At 40.2% G+C, this 21,526-nt stretch carries 20 protein-coding genes; 16 read left to right on the top strand and 4 right to left on the bottom strand.

What is annotated here, in order from left to right:
* Window positions 1-12: 12 nt before the first annotated feature.
* Complete coding sequence (gene dinB, locus E2L03_RS01385; protein WP_134258471.1) at window positions 13-1,122, top strand: DNA polymerase IV; 1,110 nt, start codon at window positions 13-15, stop codon at window positions 1,120-1,122.
* A 334-nt stretch (window positions 1,123-1,456) separates the two neighbouring features.
* Window positions 1,457-2,695 (top strand): MFS transporter, encoded by a 1,239-nt coding sequence (locus E2L03_RS01380; protein WP_437183208.1) that lies wholly within the window; start codon window positions 1,457-1,459, stop codon window positions 2,693-2,695.
* A gap of 29 nt (window positions 2,696-2,724) precedes the next feature.
* Here the strand turns inward: E2L03_RS01380 and lexA are convergent, their stop codons facing one another.
* Window positions 2,725-3,354, bottom strand: coding sequence for a transcriptional repressor LexA (lexA, locus tag E2L03_RS01375; protein ID WP_038480548.1), 630 nt, complete (start codon window positions 3,352-3,354; stop codon window positions 2,725-2,727).
* A gap of 154 nt (window positions 3,355-3,508) precedes the next feature.
* On the opposite strand from lexA, the gene E2L03_RS01370 reads away from it, so the two are divergent.
* The 8 genes from E2L03_RS01370 to E2L03_RS01335 all read left to right on the top strand — a co-directional run bounded on the left by E2L03_RS01370 (window position 3,509) and on the right by E2L03_RS01335 (window position 11,444).
* A complete protein-coding gene (locus E2L03_RS01370) occupies window positions 3,509-3,688 on the top strand; it encodes a hypothetical protein (protein WP_055737588.1) in 180 nt (59 codons plus the stop codon).
* 15 nt (window positions 3,689-3,703) lie between these two features.
* Window positions 3,704-4,366 carry a YneB family resolvase-like protein gene (locus tag E2L03_RS01365; protein ID WP_134258470.1) on the top strand — a complete coding sequence of 221 codons (663 nt, stop codon included), beginning with the start codon at window positions 3,704-3,706 and terminating at the stop codon, window positions 4,364-4,366.
* Between the two features lie 46 nt (window positions 4,367-4,412).
* Window positions 4,413-4,652: a DUF896 domain-containing protein gene (locus tag E2L03_RS01360; protein WP_038480540.1), complete on the top strand. Its 240-nt coding sequence runs from the start codon at window positions 4,413-4,415 to the stop codon at window positions 4,650-4,652.
* Window positions 4,653-4,733: 81 nt separating this feature from the next.
* Window positions 4,734-6,728 carry a transketolase gene (gene tkt / locus E2L03_RS01355; protein WP_124742192.1) on the top strand — a complete coding sequence of 665 codons (1,995 nt, stop codon included), beginning with the start codon at window positions 4,734-4,736 and terminating at the stop codon, window positions 6,726-6,728.
* A 201-nt stretch (window positions 6,729-6,929) separates the two neighbouring features.
* Complete coding sequence (sirA, locus tag E2L03_RS01350) at window positions 6,930-7,358, top strand: sporulation inhibitor of replication protein SirA (protein ID WP_038480534.1); 429 nt, start codon at window positions 6,930-6,932, stop codon at window positions 7,356-7,358.
* 93 nt (window positions 7,359-7,451) lie between these two features.
* Window positions 7,452-7,667, top strand: coding sequence for a YneF family protein (locus E2L03_RS01345; RefSeq protein WP_035397205.1), 216 nt, complete (start codon window positions 7,452-7,454; stop codon window positions 7,665-7,667).
* A gap of 244 nt (window positions 7,668-7,911) precedes the next feature.
* Window positions 7,912-9,666: an ABC transporter transmembrane domain-containing protein gene (locus tag E2L03_RS01340; protein ID WP_134258469.1), complete on the top strand. Its 1,755-nt coding sequence runs from the start codon at window positions 7,912-7,914 to the stop codon at window positions 9,664-9,666.
* Window positions 9,663-11,444, top strand: a complete 1,782-nt coding sequence (locus E2L03_RS01335) for an ABC transporter ATP-binding protein (protein ID WP_134258468.1) — start codon at window positions 9,663-9,665, stop codon at window positions 11,442-11,444. The genes E2L03_RS01340 and E2L03_RS01335 overlap by 4 nt, the downstream gene beginning before the upstream one ends.
* Window positions 11,445-11,466: 22 nt before the next feature.
* Here the strand turns inward: E2L03_RS01335 and E2L03_RS01330 are convergent, their stop codons facing one another.
* Window positions 11,467-11,955 (bottom strand): DUF2621 domain-containing protein, encoded by a 489-nt coding sequence (locus E2L03_RS01330; RefSeq protein WP_180316745.1) that lies wholly within the window; start codon window positions 11,953-11,955, stop codon window positions 11,467-11,469.
* 80 nt (window positions 11,956-12,035) lie between these two features.
* Here E2L03_RS01330 and E2L03_RS01325 point away from each other — a divergent pair, with 80 nt between their 5' ends.
* Window positions 12,036-12,443 (top strand): hypothetical protein, encoded by a 408-nt coding sequence (locus E2L03_RS01325; protein ID WP_134258467.1) that lies wholly within the window; start codon window positions 12,036-12,038, stop codon window positions 12,441-12,443.
* 31 nt (window positions 12,444-12,474) lie between these two features.
* Here E2L03_RS01325 and E2L03_RS01320 read toward each other — a convergent pair whose 3' ends face one another.
* Together E2L03_RS01320 and E2L03_RS01315 are read right to left on the bottom strand one after the other, a co-directional pair.
* The gene (locus E2L03_RS01320; protein WP_035397209.1) at window positions 12,475-12,564 is read right to left on the bottom strand and encodes a YjcZ family sporulation protein; all 90 of its coding nucleotides are present in this window, start codon (window positions 12,562-12,564) and stop codon (window positions 12,475-12,477) included.
* 68 nt (window positions 12,565-12,632) lie between these two features.
* Entirely contained in the window at window positions 12,633-12,761 is a 129-nt protein-coding gene (locus E2L03_RS01315; protein ID WP_078440101.1) for a small acid-soluble spore protein P, read from the bottom strand.
* A 213-nt stretch (window positions 12,762-12,974) separates the two neighbouring features.
* Here E2L03_RS01315 and acnA point away from each other — a divergent pair, with 213 nt between their 5' ends.
* From acnA to E2L03_RS01290, 5 genes are all read left to right on the top strand, one after another.
* Window positions 12,975-15,692, top strand: coding sequence for an aconitate hydratase AcnA (acnA, locus tag E2L03_RS01310; protein ID WP_038480519.1), 2,718 nt, complete (start codon window positions 12,975-12,977; stop codon window positions 15,690-15,692).
* Window positions 15,693-15,843: 151 nt separating this feature from the next.
* Complete coding sequence (locus tag E2L03_RS01305) at window positions 15,844-19,137, top strand: efflux RND transporter permease subunit (RefSeq protein ID WP_134258466.1); 3,294 nt, start codon at window positions 15,844-15,846, stop codon at window positions 19,135-19,137.
* Window positions 19,138-19,466: 329 nt separating this feature from the next.
* On the top strand, window positions 19,467-19,595 hold the full coding sequence (locus E2L03_RS01300) for an FbpB family small basic protein (RefSeq protein WP_078440102.1): 129 nt from the start codon (window positions 19,467-19,469) through the stop codon (window positions 19,593-19,595).
* 54 nt (window positions 19,596-19,649) lie between these two features.
* Window positions 19,650-19,787, top strand: coding sequence for an acid-soluble spore protein N (locus E2L03_RS01295; protein ID WP_035397213.1), 138 nt, complete (start codon window positions 19,650-19,652; stop codon window positions 19,785-19,787).
* 103 nt (window positions 19,788-19,890) lie between these two features.
* Complete coding sequence (locus E2L03_RS01290) at window positions 19,891-21,516, top strand: CopD family protein (RefSeq protein WP_134258465.1); 1,626 nt, start codon at window positions 19,891-19,893, stop codon at window positions 21,514-21,516.
* Window positions 21,517-21,526: the final 10 nt, after the last annotated feature.

Raw genomic sequence — 21,526 nt, 5'->3', positions numbered from 1 at the left:
GGCGGGTTTGTTATGGCAAATGAAAATTTTAAGTTGCCTGAGCCATATCGGGATACGTCACGAAAAATCATTCACATTGATATGGATGCTTTTTTTTCATCTGTAGAGGAACGGGATAACCCGTCTTTAAAAGGAAAACCTGTTATCATTGCAAAGCACCCAAGAAAAACAGGAGGAAAAGGCATCGTTTCCACAGCAAATTATGAAGCTAGGAAGTACGGCATTCATTCAGCCATGAGCGCTTATGAAGCGTACAAGCGCTGTCCAGAGGGGATTTTTATATCGGGCAATTATAAAGCATATCAAGTGGCGTCTTTGCGCGTTCGTGAGGTTATGCTTGCATACACCGATTTAGTAGAGCCGATGTCAATTGATGAAGCGTATTTAGATGTAACAACAAATCGTTTAGGAGAGGTAAGCGCAAGTAAGTTAGCTCGGCATATTCAACGCGAGATTTGGGAAAAGACCGGTCTGACAAGTTCTGCTGGTGTTTCTTATAATAAATTTCTTGCTAAGATCGCTTCCGATATAAAGAAACCGGCTGGGTTAACGGTTATCCCACCTGATCGAGCACAAGCGTTTATAAAAGAATTGCCAGTTGAAAAATTTCCTGGAATTGGTCCGAAAACAGCTGCAAAAATGCATGGTTTGCACATTTATACAGGAAATGACTTGTATCAGTTATCCCAACTTGATCTTGTTCATCACTTTGGTAAAGCAGGTCTTTCATATTATAAGCGTGCAAGGGGAATTGATCATAATCGGTTAAAAGTACACCGGGATCGTAAATCAGTAGGGAAGGAACATACGTATTCTCAACCTTTAATGACAGATGAAGACGTCTTGTTAAAGTTACGTGTGCTTGCTGAAGAAGTACAATCCTCTCTTGAGCGCGTAAAGAAACAAGGAAAAACCATCGTTATTAAAATTCGCTATCGTTCATTTGATACGATTACACGACGTATTAGCTTGCCTGATTACGTTCATAAATGGGATGATCTATACAGGTATGCACAAGAACTATGGCTTTCTTATGGAACGGTGGATCGTCAAGTACGACTGCTTGGCTTAAGTGTCACAAACCTTGTTGAAATTCGGTATCGAACCTTATCCTTGTTTTAAAATGACTTGTTCAATGACGCCTTTAAAGTAGTTGAACGCTAACTATAGGTAAAACAAAATAATGCCAACAATAATTAATAAGATAAACAGCACAAGAATGGTAATGAGTAACACCATTTCATCTGAGAGATCCATTCCATTCGCCTCCTATGTAGTGGTTACTAATAAGTTATGTCTTTTTTCAAGATGTGTGAAAAAAGAATAAAGAGGAAGGAAAGTAGCTGTTTTAATCCTTTTTTTACGGATTTAGCCCGTAAAAGAGGTTTGACGGCTGTTTTTTTTTCGCATATATTTAGAGTTGCGAAATAATAAGGAAGATCCTTATGTAACGAAGGTGATCGGTATAAAAGCAGAAAAGCGTAACTTACTTATTATGTGGTTTGCCAACCTGTTTGTTGGTGCAAGCATGACGATGGTCATCCCTTTTTTATCCTTGTACATTGAATCGTTCGGACAATATTCAGGTGAAGATGTACAAAGATGGTCGGGTTTCGTGTTCGGTGTTTCTTTTTTAGTAGCGTTTCTTGTTGCACCGATATGGGGTAGAATTGGCGATCGATATGGACGAAAGAAAGTATTAATTGGAACAGGATTCGGCATTGCCATTTCTGTCTTTTTAATGGGCTATGTGAATTCTGTTGAAGCGTTGTTTGTTTTGCGCGCCTTTATGGGCTTAGCAACAGGCTTTATTCCTGCTTCTATGGCGTTAATTGCCGCTCAAAGTAGTAAACGTACAGCTGGAGAGACTCTTGGAACGTTGCAAACCGGAACTGTGTCAGGAGGTTTACTAGGACCACTTTTTGGCGGGCTAATTGCAGACACTGTTGGTATGGAGCTAACCTTTATTTTGACGGCTTTAATCTTGACTTTAGCTTCGTTTTTAGTCGTTTTCGGTGTCAAAGAAGTGATTTATGAAGAAAAAGGAGAAAAGAAAAAGCGGTATTCTGCGAGAGAAGTGATCCAGTTTATCGTGGGGTCCCCGATCCTTCTCATGGTAATGGTCGTTGCGCTCATTATCCAGATGGCGTTGTTTAGCATTCAACCATTACTTGCTTTATTTGTAAATGATTTGACCAGTTCAACAGAAAATATGGCCTTTTTAGCAGGAGTGGCTTTTTCGATTACAGGGCTCGGTAATTTACTATCGACAAGAAAGTGGGGACAACTAGGGGATCGTATTGGCCATGAAAAAGTCATGCTTTTACTTTTAATTTTGTCAGGCCTCTTTTTTATCCCTCAAGGCTTTGTGGATTCTTTGTGGCAGTTAATTGTATTACGATTTATTTTCGGATTAGCAGTGGGTGGCTTAATTCCTTGTACAACCGCATTTATTCGTCAAGCGTGTCCAATCTCCATGCAAGGGGAAGTGCTCGGTTATAATCAAAGCTTTCGTTTTTTAGGGAATGTGTTAGGTCCAGTATCAGGAGGATTACTCGCAGCTAGTTTTGGTATATCCTATGTCTTTATTAGCGCAGGCGTGTTATTTTTGCTAACAGCTGCGGTACTGAAATGGTTGTTAGCACAGGAAAAGAAGAAAGAAGAGCAAGGAAAAGAGTCGGTAAATGAACAGTAAAAAAGCACTGGGACCTCCCAGTGCTTTTCTTATTGGATGGTGCGAAATACACCAATGACTTTTCCAAGAATCGTACAGTTGTCCAAGATGATTGGGTCCATTGTTGAATTTTCTGGTTGTAAGCGAATGTAGTTTTTCTCACGGAAAAATCGTTTAACAGTCGCTTCATGTTCGTCAGTCATGGCTACTATAATATCACCATTATCTGCTGTTTGCGTTTGTTTCACATATACTTGGTCCCCATCCAGAATGCCAGCTTCAATCATACTTTCCCCTTGAATAACAAGCGCATACACTTGTTCATGACCAGCCATATGATCTGGAAGTGGAATATAGTCCTCCACATTCTCAATTGCCGTAATTGGACTACCGGCGGTGACTTTCCCCATAACAGGAATGTAGCGGGTTTTCTCACGAATAATTACCGCTTCATCTGCTGCTGCTTCAAGGGAAAGAACTTCGATTGCTCTTGGCTTTGTTGGATCACGGCGAATGTAGCCTTTCTTTTCAAGTCGTGCAAGGTGGCCATGTACAGTAGAGCTTGATGCTAATCCAACTGCTTCTCCAATTTCACGAACGGAAGGTGGATAGCCTTTCTTTTTCACTTCGTCTTTAATAAATAATAGTATTTCTTCTTGTCTAGTAGATAATTTAGACACTCCTCATCACCCGCTTTTTCTATGTATTCGTATCCTTACTGTAGCACATCGAACATACGAACGCAAACATAAGTTCTAAAAAGGGTTGACACGAACAATAGTTCGAGTTATTCTCATGTAAGAACAAATATTCTTACGAACGGGTGATCTTATAGTGAAGAATAATCAAGAAAAAGGTATTATTATTGCAGGGGTTATGACTATTTTATTTATGTTCAGTAGTTTGCTATCTTTTGATATAGATCGAGATAATAGAGAACAAGGTGAAGACCACCATGATCAACTAGAGAGTCCAGAAGTTTTATATGATTATGAGGGGTATTCGTTTGAGTAAAAGGGGAGCAGCAGTATGAAAGGGAAGAAAGCCATTTTATATTGTCGTGTAAGTACAGAAAAAGATCAACAGCAGTCTTCTTTAGCGCGACAGGAAGAGGAACTTTATGAAATGGCTCGGCAACATCAATTAGAGGTAAACGAGTGTTACCATGATGTAGCGAGCGGCTACGACTTAGATCGAGACCAACTACTTCTTATTTTAGATCAAGCAAAAAACGGATCTTTTACCCATTTAGTCGTAACCGATGATACGAGAATTGGTAGAGGAAGAGCAAAAACAGCTATTTTATATCAATTAAAAAAGTATGGTATTACTGTATACACGTGCCATGATCAAGGTACTATCCATCTGTCTGAAGCAGATGAGATGGTGTTCGAAATTGTAGCTATTGTTGAAGAGTATCAGCGAAAACTACATAATTTGAAAATTAAGCGAGGCATGAAGGTGGCTGTTAAAAATGGCTATCGACCAGAACGGAACTTGAGTGGTGGTAGTCCTGGAGGCCGAAGCAAGAAAGACCTTCCAATAGATGAAATTATTCGTCTGCGAGATAAAAAATTAACGTTCCATGAAATTGCCTTAACCTTAAAAGGGTTAGGGTATGATTGCTCAAAAGCGACTGTACACCGGCGGTTTCAACAGCATATACAAGCAGAAACCGATCATTTGAACTAAAGCATTGAAGATGCTATGATGGCAACAAAAGGATAGGTGATTGTCATTGTTACCAAAAACGAAGCTAAACCGTATAAATGAGCTTTCTCACTTGGCGAAAACAACCGGCTTAACGAAAGCCCAAAAAGAAGAACAACAAGCTTTACGTAAAGAGTATTTAAGTACATTTCGTTCAGCGTTTAAAAATCAGCTTCATTCTGTAAAAGTCGTAGACGAAAAGGGTAGCGACGTAACGCCACAAAAGCTAAAAGACAGTAAAGCACAAAAGCAAACTCGACTTCATTAATGTACAAGCTTCTGTCAGGCTTGTACATTTTTTTTATTTTGTTTATGATGGAGACGTAAGAAGAATGAAAGGGTGTTACATATGAATAAAAATATTGAAGAATTAGCGGTAAATACGATTCGAACACTTTCCATTGATAGTATTGAGAAAGCCAATTCTGGTCACCCAGGTATGCCTATGGGCGCAGCTCCTATGGCGTTGGATTTGTGGGCGAACCACATGAATCACAATCCAGCGAATCCAAACTGGACAAACCGCGATCGTTTTGTTTTGTCAGCTGGACACGGTTCCATGCTTTTATATAGCCTATTACATTTAACAGGTTATGATGTAACACTTGATGATTTAAAATCGTTTCGTCAGTTAGGAAGCCGTACACCAGGACACCCTGAATACGGTCATACACCAGGTGTAGAAGCTACGACGGGGCCCCTCGGTCAAGGCATTGCCATGGCTGTTGGGATGGCAATGGCAGAGCGTCATTTAGCAGCAACATATAATACGGCAAATCATGAGATTGTGGATCATTATACGTACGCTATTTGTGGCGATGGGGATTTAATGGAAGGGGTATCAGCAGAAGCGGCGTCATTAGCTGGTCACTTAAAGTTAAATCGTCTTGTTGTACTGTACGATTCAAATGATATCTCACTTGATGGAGATCTTCATGAGTCATTTTCTGAAAGTGTGGAAGATCGATTCAAGGCTTATGGCTGGAATGTGATTTACGTAAAGGATGGCATGGATTTAGTAGAAATTAATAAAGCGATTAAAGAAGCAAAAACATCTGATCGTCCAACATTAATTGAAGTGAAAACAGTTATCGGGTTTGGTTCACCTAACAAATCAGCGAAATCAGCTTCTCATGGTTCACCATTAGGGTCAGATGAAGTGGCTCTTACAAAAGAAGCGTACAAATGGACATATGAGGAAGATTTTCATATTCCTGAAGAAGTAAGTGAATACTTTACGTCTGTTAAAGAGCAAGGACAAAAGCATGAAGATGAGTGGAATGAATTATTCGCTGCCTATAAAGCAGAAAATCCGGAGCTCGCAGCACAATATGAGCGTGCCTTTGCAGGAGATTTACCAGAGGGATTTGATCAAGCGTTGCCGACTTATGAAGCAGGAAAAAGCTTGGCTACACGTGCTTCTTCTGGAGAAGCGTTAAATGCGTTAGCGGCTCATGTGCCTGAACTATTTGGTGGATCGGCTGATTTAGCTGGTTCAAATAAGACAACCTTAACGAACGAAAGTAATTTTGGTAGAGACAATTATGCAGGACGCAACATTTGGTTCGGTGTTCGTGAGTTTGCAATGGGGTGTGCATTGAATGGAATGGCGCTCCACGGTGGTCTAAAAGTATTCGGTGGTACATTCTTTGTTTTCTCTGATTATGTTCGTCCCGCCATTCGTCTATCCGCTCTCATGGGTGTTCCGGTAACGTACGTATTAACTCATGATAGCATCGCTGTTGGTGAAGATGGTCCAACCCACGAGCCTGTTGAACAGTTAGCTGCTTTACGAGCAATGCCAGGTTTATCTGTTGTTCGTCCTGGAGATGGAAATGAAACTGCAGCAGCATGGAAACTTGCGCTAGAGTCTCAGAAAGAGCCAACTGTACTCGTATTAAGCCGTCAAAATGTTGATACACAAGAAGAAACAACAACGAAGGCATATGAAGGTGTGAAAAAAGGTGGATACGTACTTTCAGAAGCTAACGGTGAACCAGATGCCATTTTATTGGCAACAGGGTCTGAAGTACAACTTGCAATGAAAGCGAAAGCAGCACTTGCACAAGAAAACATTGATGTTTCTGTTGTAAGTTTGCCTAGCTGGGATCGTTTTGAAGCTCAGCCGAAAGAATATAAAGATGCAGTGATTCCAAAACACGTTAAAGCACGTCTCGCTATTGAGATGGGGGCATCCCTAGGATGGGCAAAGTACATCGGTGATGAAGGAGATACTCTCACCATTGATACTTTTGGTGCTTCTGGTGCTGGCGATGAAATTATTGCCGAGTACGGTTTTACTGTTGAAAATGTAGTAAGCAAAGTAAAAGCATTGCTTTCATAAAAAACGCAGCCTATGATTGACTAGATTAGTGAATCATAGGCTTTTTTAAAAAGAACAATAGAGACGAGCACAATAGGTGTTTTTCATACGGTATTCGACAAAACTAGTGAGGTTCTTCACGACAAATAGACAGCATCTTTTTGAAAAATAAGTATAATGAAGATAGATTCGAAATTTTCATTCTGCTGAAGGAGAGAAGAGATGAGATACTATGAATTATTCAATGTCACAGAAGATGTAGCATCCTCTTATCTTGGTAAAGAAATGAAATTATTTCAGTTATTCGAAGAACGAGAACAAGCGCGTAAGCATACCCAGCCGATTTATGATCGCCAAATCAACTATATAACAACATCGATGCCGGAAGAAGAAATTAAACAAATCTTTTTATCTCGTTATAAAGAAGAAGATGCAAATCGCTTTGTTGCAGCTTCTGATGGAAATCCAAAAAATCAGTGCGCGCTTATGCTAGATGCAAAGAAAATTTGTCTGCAAGCAGAGGGAGATTTACAGGCGGAGACCGATGTGTTTGATCTGTTAAGGGAAGTAAATGGCTTCTTTTTTGCAGTAAATGTAAACGATCGACGGTTTGGCTGGCTGAAACCATATGAAAAACAAAGCGTGCTCTAAGCATGCTTTTTTAAGTGCTTTAAAATCGATGCCTGCTCGTGTATAATAGATAAGGTTCAATAGAAGTAGAACGTGTGAGAAGGAGGTTTAACATTGATCTGGCATATTATAGGGTATACTGTAGCGGTTCTAGCAGGTATAGCAATTGGCTTTTTTATTGCTCGTAAAACCATGATGTCTTACTTGAAAAAGAACCCACCGATTAATGAGCAAATGTTACGGGTGATGATGCAACAAATGGGACAAAATCCATCACAAAAGAAAATCACTCAAATGATGAAGGCTATGCAAAAGCAACAGGGGAAGTAAGAAATCCTCTGATAATCATGAAACGGAAGAAATCACTTTATCGTAGGGACCGTAGCGTCGTGGATAAAGTGATTTTTGTTGTATGTAAACAGGTTCGTAATAGGATTGTAGATTGTTTAAATCTGCTCTAAACGGCTGTACACTATTGAATAGAAATGTGGTATCTTTTTGAGACGAGCAACTAACAATTATTAATTCATTTTTTTGAAAAAGAGTTAGACAACAAGAGTAATGGGGGAAGGCTATGCGTGTTTTTTTAGATTTAAGCTGGTTTTTCAAGAAACATTGGAAAGCGTATGTATTTGGGACGCTGGTTTTAGCACTCGTTTCATTTTTGTCGTTAATTCCTCCACGAGTGATTGGGGAAGTTGTCGATTTTATTGATACTGATACACTTACGCAGTCGGCATTATTTCGATACATTGGACTTATTATGGGGATTGGTGTGCTGTTATACATTCTCCGTTTTTTGTGGCGAGTGCTCATCTTTGGTGCGGCTTTTAAGTTGGCAAGACAAATCCGAAATGATCTGTATCATCATTTCACAAACATGCCGAAATCATTTTATCAAAAGCGCACTACTGGGAATCTAATGGCAATTTCCACAAATGATGTACGGGCTGTTCAAGCAACTGCCGGGGAAGGCGTGCTCACAATTGTTGACGCCCTCCTACTTGGAGGAATGGTTGTTGCGACGATGGCGTTGACCCTTAATTGGCAGCTAACAGTCATAACATTATTACCACTTCCGTTAATGGCGATTTTAACGAGCTATTATGGATCGCTCTTACATAAACGCTTTGGCAGTGCACAAGCCGCATTTAGTGTATTAAATGATACGGTTCAAGAAAATATTAGTGGAATGAAAGTAACAAAAGCATTCGGACAAGAAGAAGAAGAAAATCGCCGCTTTCGCCAGCAATCGGCGCTAGTTGTAGACGAGAATGTAAAAGTAGCGAAAATAGATGCATTGTTTGATCCGACCATTAGCGCAGTTATTGGAACCTGTTATTTGCTAGCGATAGGTTTTGGAGCAGGGTTTGTCGTATCAGGTGAGATGACTATTGGAGAATTAACGTCATTTGTCGTTTATCTTGGCTTGTTGATTTGGCCGATGCTTGCGTTAGGAATGTTTTTTAACGTCATTGAACGAGGAAGAGCGTCTTATGATCGAATTCGTGAAGTATTGCAAGAAGAGTCAGAGCTTAAAGAAGTCGATGATGCAGTTGAAGCACCGATTGTAGGCGATTTAGATGTTGCTATTGATACGTTTTGTTATTCTGAAGATGGACCATCCGTGTTAAGAAATGTACACTTCTCCTTGAAGAAAGGTGAAACACTTGGCATTGTTGGGAAAACCGGCAGTGGTAAAACAACCTTACTTTCCCTTTTACAGCGGGAGATGGATGTGACGAAGGGGACTATACGTTTAGATTCCGTACCCATTGACCAGTTTAAACGAGAACGTGTGAAAGCGGCATTTGGTATAGTACCACAAGAACACTTTCTTTTTTCGGCGACAATAGGGGAGAATGTTGCATTTGCAAAGCCTGATGCCTCGATACAAGACATTATTCGAGCCTGCCAACTTGCAAGTATTCACGATGACATACGTCGTTTCCCGAATGGGTACGACACAGTTGTTGGAGAACGAGGTGTAACGCTCTCAGGTGGTCAAAAGCAGCGAATTTCGATTGCTCGTGCGATACTGAGCAATCCCGCCATACTCATTTTAGATGACTCCTTATCTGCTGTAGATGCGAAAACAGAAGAGCAAATTTTAGGAGCCCTTCGAGAAACAAAAACCGAGCAAACTCTTATTATGAGTGCTCACCGATTAAGCGCTGTTAGCCATGCTTCACTCATTTTAGTGATGGAAGAGGGGACGATCGCTCAGGCAGGGACTCATGTAGAATTAATGGCCCAAGGCGGATGGTACAAAGAGATGTATGAGCGTCAGCAGCTTGAGACGATCGTGGAGCAGGGAGGTTCATCATGAAACATACCGATGAGATATTAACTGGAAAAGAGCAACGCGCGATTTTTATACGCTTGCTCGGTTATGCCAAGGTTCATTTTAAGAAACTGCTGCTTGCTTTCTTTATAATGCTTCTAGCTGCAGGAGCGGAATTGTTGCAACCTATTTTGATTGCACGCTTTATTGATGACTATTTAACCCCTCAAGCATTTCCGACAGACGTTCTTGTGATGCTTGCGTCATTTTATATTGGCTTACTTGTTCTTGCGGTTATTTGCCAATATGTCCAAAGTATTTTATTTCAAAAGATTGCTTTGCGAATTGTGCAAGCGTTACGTGTTGATGTATTTAAAAATGTTCAAAAGCTCGGGTTATCGTTCTTTGATCGAATGCCTGGAGGTGGTCTTGTTTCGAGGATTACGAACGACACCGAGTCTATAAAAGAGCTTTACGTTAGCGTGTTAGCGGTATTTGTTCAAAACGGAATGTTTATGATTGGGACATTTGTTGCTATGTTTTACTTAAATGCAACCTTGGCTCTTTATTGTTTAATCTTTTTACCTTTGCTTTTAGTTGTCATTCGTTTATATCGGTCTATTAGTTCTCGCTTTTATGAGCATGTTAGCGCAAAAGTGAGTGAAATTAATGCGAAAATGAGTGAGTCCGTTCAAGGTATGGCGATTATTCAAGTGTTCCGCCAAGAAAAGCGAATGCGCAAAGAGTTTGGACGAACGAATGATGAGCATTATCAAGCGGGAATGAAAGCGATGAAAGCAGATGCCCTTTTGCTGCGTCCAATTGTCGATATTCTTAGTTTAATTGCTATTTCAATTGTACTTATTTATTTTGGTTTTCAATCATTTATTGGTCCGGTTGAGCTTGGTGTGCTGTATGCGTTTATTAATTATCTTGATCGCTTTTTCGAACCAGTTAATCAAATTATGCAACGCTTATCCATTTTTCAACAAGCCATTGTGTCAGCAGGTCGTGTTTTTCGCTTAATGGATCAGCGTGAGTACGCTCCGACAAAAACGGGAACAGAAACGCCAACAATTGAAAAAGGAACGATTGAGTTTAACAATGTTACCTTTTCTTATGATGGTTCTACCCAAGTGTTAACTAATATTTCGTTCAAAGCGGAAAAAGGGCAGACCGTTGCATTAGTCGGTCATACTGGAAGTGGGAAAAGCTCCATCATTAACCTTTTACTACGGTTTTATCCACTTACGAAAGGTACGATAACCATCGATGGTAAACCTTTACAAGTTTTTAGTGAAGAAGAGTTTCGGTCTAAAGTGGGCCTTGTGCTGCAAGATTCCTTTTTGTATAGCGGAACAGTCGCTAGCAATGTCACATTAGGTAGAGATGGATACGAGCGAGGAGAAATAGAGGCGGCATGTGCTTTTGTTGGCGCAGATACGTTTATTCAGAATCTTGAACACGGTTACGATGCAAAAGTAACCGAGCGTGGCGCAACGTTTTCTAGTGGAGAAAAACAGCTGCTTTCTTTTGCGCGAACGATGCTGGCTGACCCGGCTATTTTAGTGCTTGATGAAGCAACAGCAAGTGTTGATACAGAAACAGAGGAATCGATTCAGCAAGCGTTAGAAAAAATGCAGCGAAATCGAACGACGATTGCCATCGCGCACCGCCTATCAACGATTAAACACGCCGATCAAATTCTTGTGCTGCATCAAGGAGAGATTGTTGAACGAGGCAATCATGAACAACTATTAAAACGCCAAGGCTTGTATCATAAAATGTATTTATTACAGGCAAGAGAAAACGTGACAGCATAAAAAAGGCGCATTTGCGCCTTTTTTAGCTGGATTGTTTTCGTTCAACTGCCTCTTGGAGCTCTCTTTTGCTTCTGGCTTTTGATTGGCGGTCAAGTAGATGTTCATAGGGTGTTAAATCAATATCTTTTTGTTTTAATTTCTTAATTAAAAAACGGTGATCTTTTTTAGGTGTTGCTAAAATATATCCACGAATAATCGTATCTAATGTAAGGGTAGTTGCCTGTTCATTTAAGGCAATCTCACTAATTTTACCGGCGATTTTCTCTTTAGCCACGTCACGAAAGAGTTCTGGTACTGGTTCTACAAGTTCATTTAACAATTGCCTCTGTTCATCTTTCCATAGAGGTAAAGCCTTGTTTATGTAGTATTCTTGCCAGTCTAAGATGGATTTCCCGTCTTCTTTTGGCATTCGCTTAAGGAATTTTCTAAACATGAAGAACCCACCGATAAACATTAGGCCAAGCAAGATAAAGGTCCATAGTACAATCATATTCATAAACCAGTCACTCATCAACACCCCTCCTTTTTGCTTGTTCTTTGCTGTTACTTTAGCATAAAATGGGGTGTGTTGCTATGGAGGGGGAGAAAAACGTGTCTCAAATTGTTCTTTTTGCGACGCATATGTTTACATCAATCGTGTTGTTCTTATGTATTCCGCTGCCATTTTTGTATTATGCAGCGAGGCTTGATGACGGGGAACGCTTTAAGATGAGGCTGATAAAGGTTTACCGTGTCATTCTTGTCATTGCCCATATAGGGTTACTCCTTTTAATTGCTACAGGAATTCCTCTGTTAGTCGAGTGGCGATCGTGGTGGACATGGGGCGTCGTTCTGCTAACTCTTGTAATTGGGGCTAGTTTAGGAATAACTAGTAAGAGCCTGCGTTTAATGGCCAGTGGTGAGCAAGAGTATGAAAAGCCATTTCGAAAGGCGAGTCTCCTTTTAGCTTTTAGCATTGGAGCGATGTTTTTGTTGAAATATAGCCGTTATCTTATGTAAAGAAAAAAAGGACTGCGATGCAGTCCTTTTTTTAGAACCAGCTTGCTCCGACAATTACTAAAAGAATAAAAAGAACAACAATTAAAGCGAAACCACCGCCTGTTCCAAATCCACCGCTCATTGTGTAACCTCCTTTTTATCAAGGTATGATTACAGTCTATGCAGGGGTTCTAAAAAGGTTTGGGCGAGTTAACCTTCTCCGTTCGTTTGGCTAACATGGTTGGCTTTTTTTGTTTTATGAGAGCCGCTTTGTTTTTGTGGTTGGTTACTATCTGGATGCTGTGGTTGGTTGCGTCTAGCTTTTGAATTTCCTTTCATTTTCTTCACCTCGCTTTTCTTTTTTTAGTATGTGAAACGTTTTTTTTCTTATCCTTTTTAAAAAATGTCGAAAAAAGATTTAAACTTTCGTCAACTTTTGCTATTCTAATGAAGGGCAATTGTATCGCTTACATTAAAAGCGCTTACTCAAGTGCGTTCCTTAGACAAGAAAGGAACAATGCGATATGATGAAGTTGATAAGGAGGGTCTTAGATGTCAAAAAACTTAGATGTGTTTAAAGCGCGGTCTTCTTTTGAGTCAAACGGAAAAACGTATCATTACTATGCATTAGATGCGTTAGAGAAAGCAGGTTATGGGAACGTTAATAGGCTACCATATTCTGTGAAAGTATTATTAGAATCAGTGTTACGTCAGTATGATGATTATGTCATTAAAAAAGAGCATGTTGAAAATTTAGCGAAGTGGGGAACACCTGAACAAAAAGAAATTGATGTTCCTTTCAAACCTTCTCGTGTTATTCTACAAGATTTCACTGGAGTGCCAGCTGTGGTTGATTTAGCAGCGCTAAGAAAAGCGATGGCGGACCTTGGTGGGGACCCAGATCAGATTAACCCTGAAATCCCTGTAGATCTTGTCATTGACCACTCTGTACAAGTAGATAAATTCGGTACAGATGATTCATTGCTTTATAATATGAATCGCGAGTTTGAACGGAATGGCGAGCGTTATGAATTTTTAAGCTGGGCAAAGAAAGCGTTTGATAATTACAATGCGGTTCCTCCAGCAACTGGTATCGTACACCAAGTAAACTTGGAGTACATAGCAAACGTCGTTCATGCAGTTGAGAAAGATGGCGAATGGTTAACGTTCCCTGATTCACTTGTAGGAACAGATTCTCATACAACGATGATCAACGGCTTAGGTGTTTTAGGCTGGGGCGTTGGTGGTATTGAAGCGGAAGCGGGCATGCTTGGACAACCATCTTACTTCCCAGTACCAGAAGTTATTGGTTTAAAATTCACTGGTTCTTTACCAAGTGGCACAACAGCGACAGACGTAGCGTTAAAAGTAACTCAAGTCCTTCGCCAAAAGAACGTTGTTGGAAAATTCGTTGAGTATTTCGGTCCAGGTTTAGCAGATATGCCACTTGCTGACCGTGCAACAATTTCCAATATGGCTCCTGAGTATGGTGCAACATGTGGATTCTTCCCAGTGGATGAAGAAGCAATGAACTACATGCGCTTAACAGGGCGTTCTGAAGAACAAATTGAATTGGTTCGTGCTTATTGTCAAGCAAACGGACTATGGTATATTCCTGGTGAAACACCAGATCCAACGTATACAGATGTGGTTGAAGTCGACTTGTCTCAAATTCATGCAAATCTTTCTGGACCAAAACGCCCACAAGATTTAATTGAATTACCAAAAATGCAAAAATCATTCCAAGATGCGGTTGTTGCGCCTCAAGGAAACCAGGGTCTTGGTCTTGACCAGTCAGAATTCAATAAAACGGTTGATGTAACGTACAAAGATGGTCGTACAACAACGATGAAAACAGGGGCTGTAGCTATCGCTGCTATCACAAGTTGTACAAATACATCGAATCCATATGTGCTTGTAGCAGCAGGTCTTGTTGCGAAAAAAGCAAGTGAATTAGGGCTCCAAGTACCTGAATATGTGAAAACATCACTTGCACCAGGTTCAAAAGTCGTTACTGGCTATTTAAATGATTCTGGTTTAATGCCTTATTTAGAGGATCTTGGCTTCCATCTTGTTGGATATGGCTGTACAACATGTATCGGAAACTCTGGGCCACTAGAGGATGAAATTGAAGAAGCAATTTCGAGTAACGACTTAACTGTTACGTCTGTATTATCTGGTAACCGTAACTTTGAAGGACGTATTCATCCGCTTGTGAAAGCAAACTACTTAGCATCACCACCACTTGTAGTAGCCTATGCACTAGCAGGAACAGTGAACGTTGATTTATTGAACGATCCAATCTCTACAGATAAAGACGGTAAACCTGTTTACTTTAAAGATATTTGGCCATCAACAGAAGAAGTACGTACAATTGTTGATCAAACGGTAACGCCAGAGTTATTCCGTCGTGAATACCAAGATGTCTTTACAAGTAACGATCGTTGGAATCAAATTAATACGACGGATGACGCCCTATACAAATGGGATGATGAGTCAACATACATTGCAAATCCACCATTCTTTGAAGGATTAGCAAAAGATCCTGAAGCTGTAAAGCCGCTTTCTGATTTACGTGTAATTGGTAAATTCGGCGATTCTGTTACGACAGATCACATCTCTCCTGCTGGAGCCATTGGTAAGAACACGCCAGCTGGTAAGTTCTTAATGGAAAAAGGTGTAGAGCCAAGAGATTTCAACTCATACGGTTCACGTCGTGGTAATCACGATGTTATGATGAGAGGAACGTTTGCGAATATCCGTATTCGTAACCAAATTGCACCAGGTACAGAAGGTGGATTTACAACATACTGGCCAACAGACGAAGTAATGTCCATTTATGATGCGGCGATGAAGTACAAAGAGAATGATACAGGTCTTGTTGTTCTCGCTGGTCAAGATTATGGGATGGGATCTTCTCGTGACTGGGCTGCAAAGGGTACAAACTTACTAGGGATTAAAACAGTTATTGCTGAAAGTTACGAGCGTATTCACCGCTCTAACCTAGTATTAATGGGTGTTCTACCTCTTCAATTCAAAGCGGGTGAAAATGCTGAATCTCTTGGTCTAACAGGTAGAGAAAGCATTTCAGTTGCAATTGATGATACAGTGAAACCGCGTGATTATGTCACCGTTACAGCTGTAGCTGAAGATGGAACAAAAACCGAATTTGAAGCGCTTGTTCGTTTTGATAGTGATGTTGATGTTGATTACTATCGCCACGGTGGAATACTTCAAATGGTTCTTCGTGATAAGCTGCAGCCAGCTTAAACAAGATAGAGAAACTTGCTTGATCCTTCGAGCAAGTTTTTTCTTTTGGGCAAATAGTTTAGGGGTCTAAATTGTTTTTGCTTGATTTTTAACCTTTTTATTGTGTAAGGTGTGTATAGATAAAAAGACATGACATGATGGAGGAACCAACGTGACAAATTTTTCAATTCGCAGGCCCGTGTTTACCATTGTCGGAATGATTTTCTTTATTATAATGGGGATTGTTTCACTTACACGGTTGCCACTGCAGCTGCTACCAGAGATTAATCCTCCAGTTGCAGCAATTGCTACAAGCTATCCGAATGTAAACCCTCAAGAAGTTCAGGATCAAGTAACCATCCCAATTGAAAATCGCATGGCAAGTATTTCAGGTTTACAAAACATGACGTCAAATTCTCAAGAAGGATCTTCTATTATCCTACTTGAATTTGATTGGAGCTCGTCCATTGAAGATGTAGAACTAGACATTATTAATGCACTAAGGCAAATTGATTTGCCTGATGGCGCTGGGGAACCAAGCTTTTTAAAGTTTGATCCATCCATGTTTCCAATGATGCAGCTCGCAGTCACGTCCAATGATGAGATTGAAGCATTTCAAGATGATGTAATGGATTTAGAACAAGAAATTCTTCAAGTCCCTGGGGTTGCTAGTGTGAATGAATCAGGGACCATTAGTGAAATCGTTTCGATTGAACTCGATCAGGAAGACATGATTGATGCAGGTGTTACGCAAGATACAGTTGTGAATGCTTTGCAAGCAAACCAAATTACGATGCCAGGTGGCACTGTTGAACAAGATGATTTTAGCTTAACAACAAGAATCATCCATGAACTAACGAGCATAGAAGATATTGAAGAATTGGTTGTTGGCGTTAATCCAGAAACCGGTGAGGAGATTACGTTAACGAGTATTGCAAGTGTTGAAATTAGTTCAGAAGAATTAGAAACATTAACCCGAGCAAATCAAGAACCGGCTATCAGCTTATCGATTATGCAAGAATCAAGTGCGAATACGACGCAAACATCAAATGATGTAAATGAGCGCTTAAATGAATTACAAGACGATGCTGATTATGAAGACTTAGATGTTGTGGTGCTTTATGATGAAGGTGACTTTATTAACTCAGCGATCCAAAGTGTTGCTACTGCATTAATTATTGGTGGCGTACTCGCCATGGTTGTGTTGTTTTTCTTCTTACGTAACCTTAAAACACCTCTTATTATTGGGTTAGCGATACCATTCTCAGTTATTGTTACATTTGCCTTTATGTATTTCTTAGATATTGGGTTAAACATTATGACATTAGGTGGTTTAGCTCTTGGTATTGGCTTAGTTGTCGATAATGCGATTGTTGTTATTGAAAACATTTATCGTCATTTAGCAAAAGGAAAAGATTCGAAGCAAGCAGCTTCTGATGGGACAAAAGAAGTAATGGCTGCGATCTTCGCATCTACGTTAACGACTATTTCTGTTTTCCTTCCAATTGTCTTTATTAGTGGGATTGTTGGAAACTTGTTTAGAGAATTGGCGTTAACCGTTTCATTTAGTTTATTGTCTTCCTTTATTGTAGCGATTACCGTTGTACCCATGATTGCAAGCCGAGTGCTAAAACCGTCTCAGGCAAACGATGAGGCGAAAAGACGCGAATCTAGAACGATGCGTGGATTAGAAAAAATGACCCACTGGTCTTTAGGCCACCGAAAAACGGTTATTGCTAGTACGTTTGGATTGCTTCTTATCGGTGGAGTTGGTCTAAGTACGGTTGGACTAGAATTAATTCCAGAAAGCGATCAAGGCTCTTTTACCGTCGACGTTGAAATGGAAACAGGAACAAGTTTAACCCGAACAACAGAAGCAGTTGAGGAAATTGAAAATGTTCTCGCCGATTATCAAGAAGTAAATGATTATGTAAGTGTAATTGGTTCAAGTGATCAGCCTGGTCAATCTGGAGGATCACATACTGCACAAATTACGGTGGCGATGATTCCATTAGAAGATCGCTCTGTCTCTACAGCAGAATTTATTGAAACAATTGAACGAGATCTTGAGCGTGCTGATGACGATGCAGACGTTCGTGCTTTTACACAGACAGCAGCGTTAAGTGGAGAAGCAAATACGGTTCCATTTACTGTAACTCATTCTGATCGTAACGCATTATACGATACAGTCTACGAACTTGAAGAAGAGTTGTTGGACTCGTCTCTCGTTCGGGAAGTACAGCTGAGTATTGAAGATCAAGTACCAGAAATTGTCGTTGATGTGAATGCAGAAGATGCTCGAGCAGAAGGGCTAACGCCAGCTGAAATCGCGAGCCAAGTTAATAGTGCTACACGCGGAGAAACGGCGATGCTCATTCAACTGACCAGTGATGATACATCCCAAACGTATGAAGTGCATGTTGGTCTTGCGTCAGAATACACGGAAACGATAAATGAGCTTGAGAATTTACAAATAGTCTCTCAAGAAGGAACAACCATTTCGTTAAATGAAGTAGCAGACGTAACAGAAGGCGAATCGCCAGCCTCTATCCAACGAGCAGATCAATCAGAAGCAGTTGAGGTAACGGTTGGTTATACAACAGAAGCAACGCTAAGTGACGTTTCAACATTAATTGAAGATTCAATTGCTGAAATTGAATTTCCTGAAGGTGCTAGCTACTCCTTTGGAGGCGAGCAAGAAATTCTTGAAGATGCCATAGGCAGTATGATTTTAGCGCTTGTTCTTGCGATTATTTTCATTTACTTGATTATGGCTGCGCAATTTGAGTCGTTTAAACTACCGTTTATCATGTTAATGACTGTTCCACTTGTACTAATCGGTGTTACCCTTGCTTTAACACTTACGCAAACAGCGATTGGTGTAACAACGTTTATTGGGATCATCATTTTAGTGGGTGTTGTAACGAACAACGGAATTGTCATGCTTGATTTTGTAAATCAGCAGAAGCAAAAAGGGATGTCAACGTATAACGCTCTAGTTGAATCTGTCCAGCTACGAACACGACCAATTGTAATGACCTCCTTGACCGCTATTTTAGGAATGGTGCCAATTGCGTTTGGCTATGGCGAAGGGGCAGAATTACAACAGCCGATGGCTATAGCAGTTATTGGTGGTTTAATAAGTAGTACAGCGCTAACGTTAATCTTTATTCCGGTTCTTTACAGTTTGTTTGACAAAGAAACCCGTTCTAAAAACCGTACACCACGAATGGTAACAATCGATGGAGAGTATTACGAAGTCGATGAAAACAATCGAGTTGTGAAAGCATTACCTGAAGGTGAAGGGCAAAATAGCTCACAGGAAACATCCGAGCGTGTTGACCTGAATGACAGCGAACGGGAACAACATAATGCGGAATTTAAAAATGAATTAAGTCGAGACGATATCGTCGAGTTACTTGATTCCATTGTTGCAAGAACAAAAAAAGACGACGATAAAAAATAACGTGTACGAAATCGACTTCCCGTGCAGTGAACAAAGAAGACATGGTCACTGCTGACGGGGAGTCTTTTTATGTGCAGATAGATGCTATGATTGTTGATTGGCTGTTTGAGTACAAACCCATTCAAGCAACTGTTTCTCCTCATTCATTAGTGGTCGCTGTAATTTGTTTTCTATTTCCAAAGACAGTTGTTCTAAGTGAATCACTGTATTCACCCCTCTCACTAAAGGCTATGTGCAAAATTTGTTGAATATTCATCTTTTTACATCGAAAGAAGGTTTAAAACAGTTGTAAAGGTGCAATACTGTATATAAAAACGAGGTGACTGAGGATGAGAAGAGTTGGAAGATTACCGTTTGATCAATTAGTAAAGCAGAACAAAGAGCGATTAATTCAAGATCAGGCTGAAATTAATCGTTTAGAAGAGCGATTTGAACAAAAGCATGCATTGCCAAAATAAGCTAACGTAAAAACCCCTCATTTGTGAAACACTATCCATAAGGAGGGATGTTTTGTGAGTGAAAAAAACCGATTTGCCCAATTTACTCCAGACCATTTAGGAACACAGCCGCGAAAATCGAACCGAAATAATGGAAAGAAAGTCGCGACGAAATCAAATCGCCAGCCAGACTATATTCCTCCTAAAGGATAAACCGTCGAGATCTCGACGGTTTTTTGTCGATTTAGTAAAAAGTAACTAGAACAGCTCTCTGCCTGTTAAAATAAAGTGGAATCGTTTAGTAGGGGAGAACAATATGACGGAAATGATCTTAAATGCTCTTATGTATACAAGCTTAGCATTGTTGGCAGGCTTACTCGTTATTCAAATGGTGCCAAAAGGAAGAGGTATTGAAGGTACGCATCACCCATTGTTTTTACTTAGCGTTATACTTGCTGTTCCACTGCTTCAATTTGGAAACGTCATCGTACTTGGGTCAACGTATGCGACGTTTTTTGATACGTCGCTTTTAGACGGAACGCTGACAGCAATGGGAGAACATATTTTAGGAACGAGCTTTTTACTCGTTCTTCTGTTTTCAAGCGTACAGCTTGTCCTAGTGGTTTTAACCAAAAAATGGAATCGATACGTGGTTTCAAGTTTGCAGCTACTTTTCTTTATAGGCATTATTGGAGCAGTAAGTTTGTCCAGCCATAGTGCGTCTTTAACAGAAGGCTATGCAACAGGTGCACTATCAAACGGTATTCATTTATTGGCGATGTCACTCTGGGTGGGTCCATTATTTATCGTCAGTCTTTATGGGACGCGATTAGAAGACGGACAGAAATTTCACCAATGGTTTTCTGCACTTGCTGTGTTTAGTTTGCTTCTTGTTTCAACGAGTGGATTTGTCATGATGGGAGAAATTGCACCTGAATATGTGAATAGTTGGATGCTGACATACGGCCAGCTATTACTTATTAAGAACATCCTTATTTTTCCTTTGTTGCTTTTCGGGTTTCGGCATCTTGTTACCCTTAGTGGAAAAGGCGTGTCATTATCTGCACAGGAACGCCAACGCTCGTTTTGTGCCGAATCTTTTTTTGTTTTAGCTGTTTTTATTGTAACAGCGTGGTTAACGGAAACAGAACCACCTCATAATGTGCTGCGCACTTTGCAAAACGAGCCATTTAATCCTGTAATGCAGTTTTTCTTGAATGAACCACTGATTGAAAATCAATTAATTGCATTTTCTCCTTCTCTTTGGTCTGGCTTATTGCTGGGGCTTTCCGTTTTCGTCTTTTTCCTCGGTCTATTTGTTGCCTGGAGATGGAGACGAACGATATATAGTGTAGGGGCAGCCATTTTATTTGTGGCCACATTTTATCTAGGTTTAATGACTAGTACAGCTCCTGGTGAAATTCCTGTTAATTTAACTGTCCACGACAGTGTAGAAGAGGCTATCGCTGTCAACAGAGAAACGAACGAGCTTGATATTTTGGCAACATGGTCAATCGACGAAGATTCTTTTGCCGTTGTTTATCAGGAAAATGAACGCCATCTTATTGCGGAACGATTAAAAAAGGAGCCTGACGGGTATCGGAAATATTTAGATGCTGAAGTAGAGATAGAGAATGGCTTTCTAACAGGTGGTGAACAATTTATGGATACCTTCATGTTTATAGAAAATGATTGGGTAGATGTTGAAACGATAAGTACGTACGTGACCCTCGGCTATGTCACAGAAGATATTGAACAAGTACGTATCCAATTTTCAAATGGATCTGTTGAAGTACCTGTTGATGATCACGTATTCTTCTATATACAGAGCATGAATGGGACATTAGAAGAGCCCCATCAATACGAATTACTCGATGAAGATGGACAAAAGGTTCGGGTTATAGAAAAACGCCAGTTTGTTCATGAAGGTCATGTTCATTAGGAGGAAAGCT

This window comes from Shouchella oshimensis, from assembly GCF_004375095.1.
In the GTDB taxonomy this organism is placed as follows: Bacteria; Bacillota; Bacilli; order Bacillales; family Bacillaceae_D; genus Shouchella; species Shouchella oshimensis.
The sequence above is the reverse complement of the archived record's forward strand: the minus strand, read 5'-3'. Positions and strand labels throughout refer to the sequence as shown.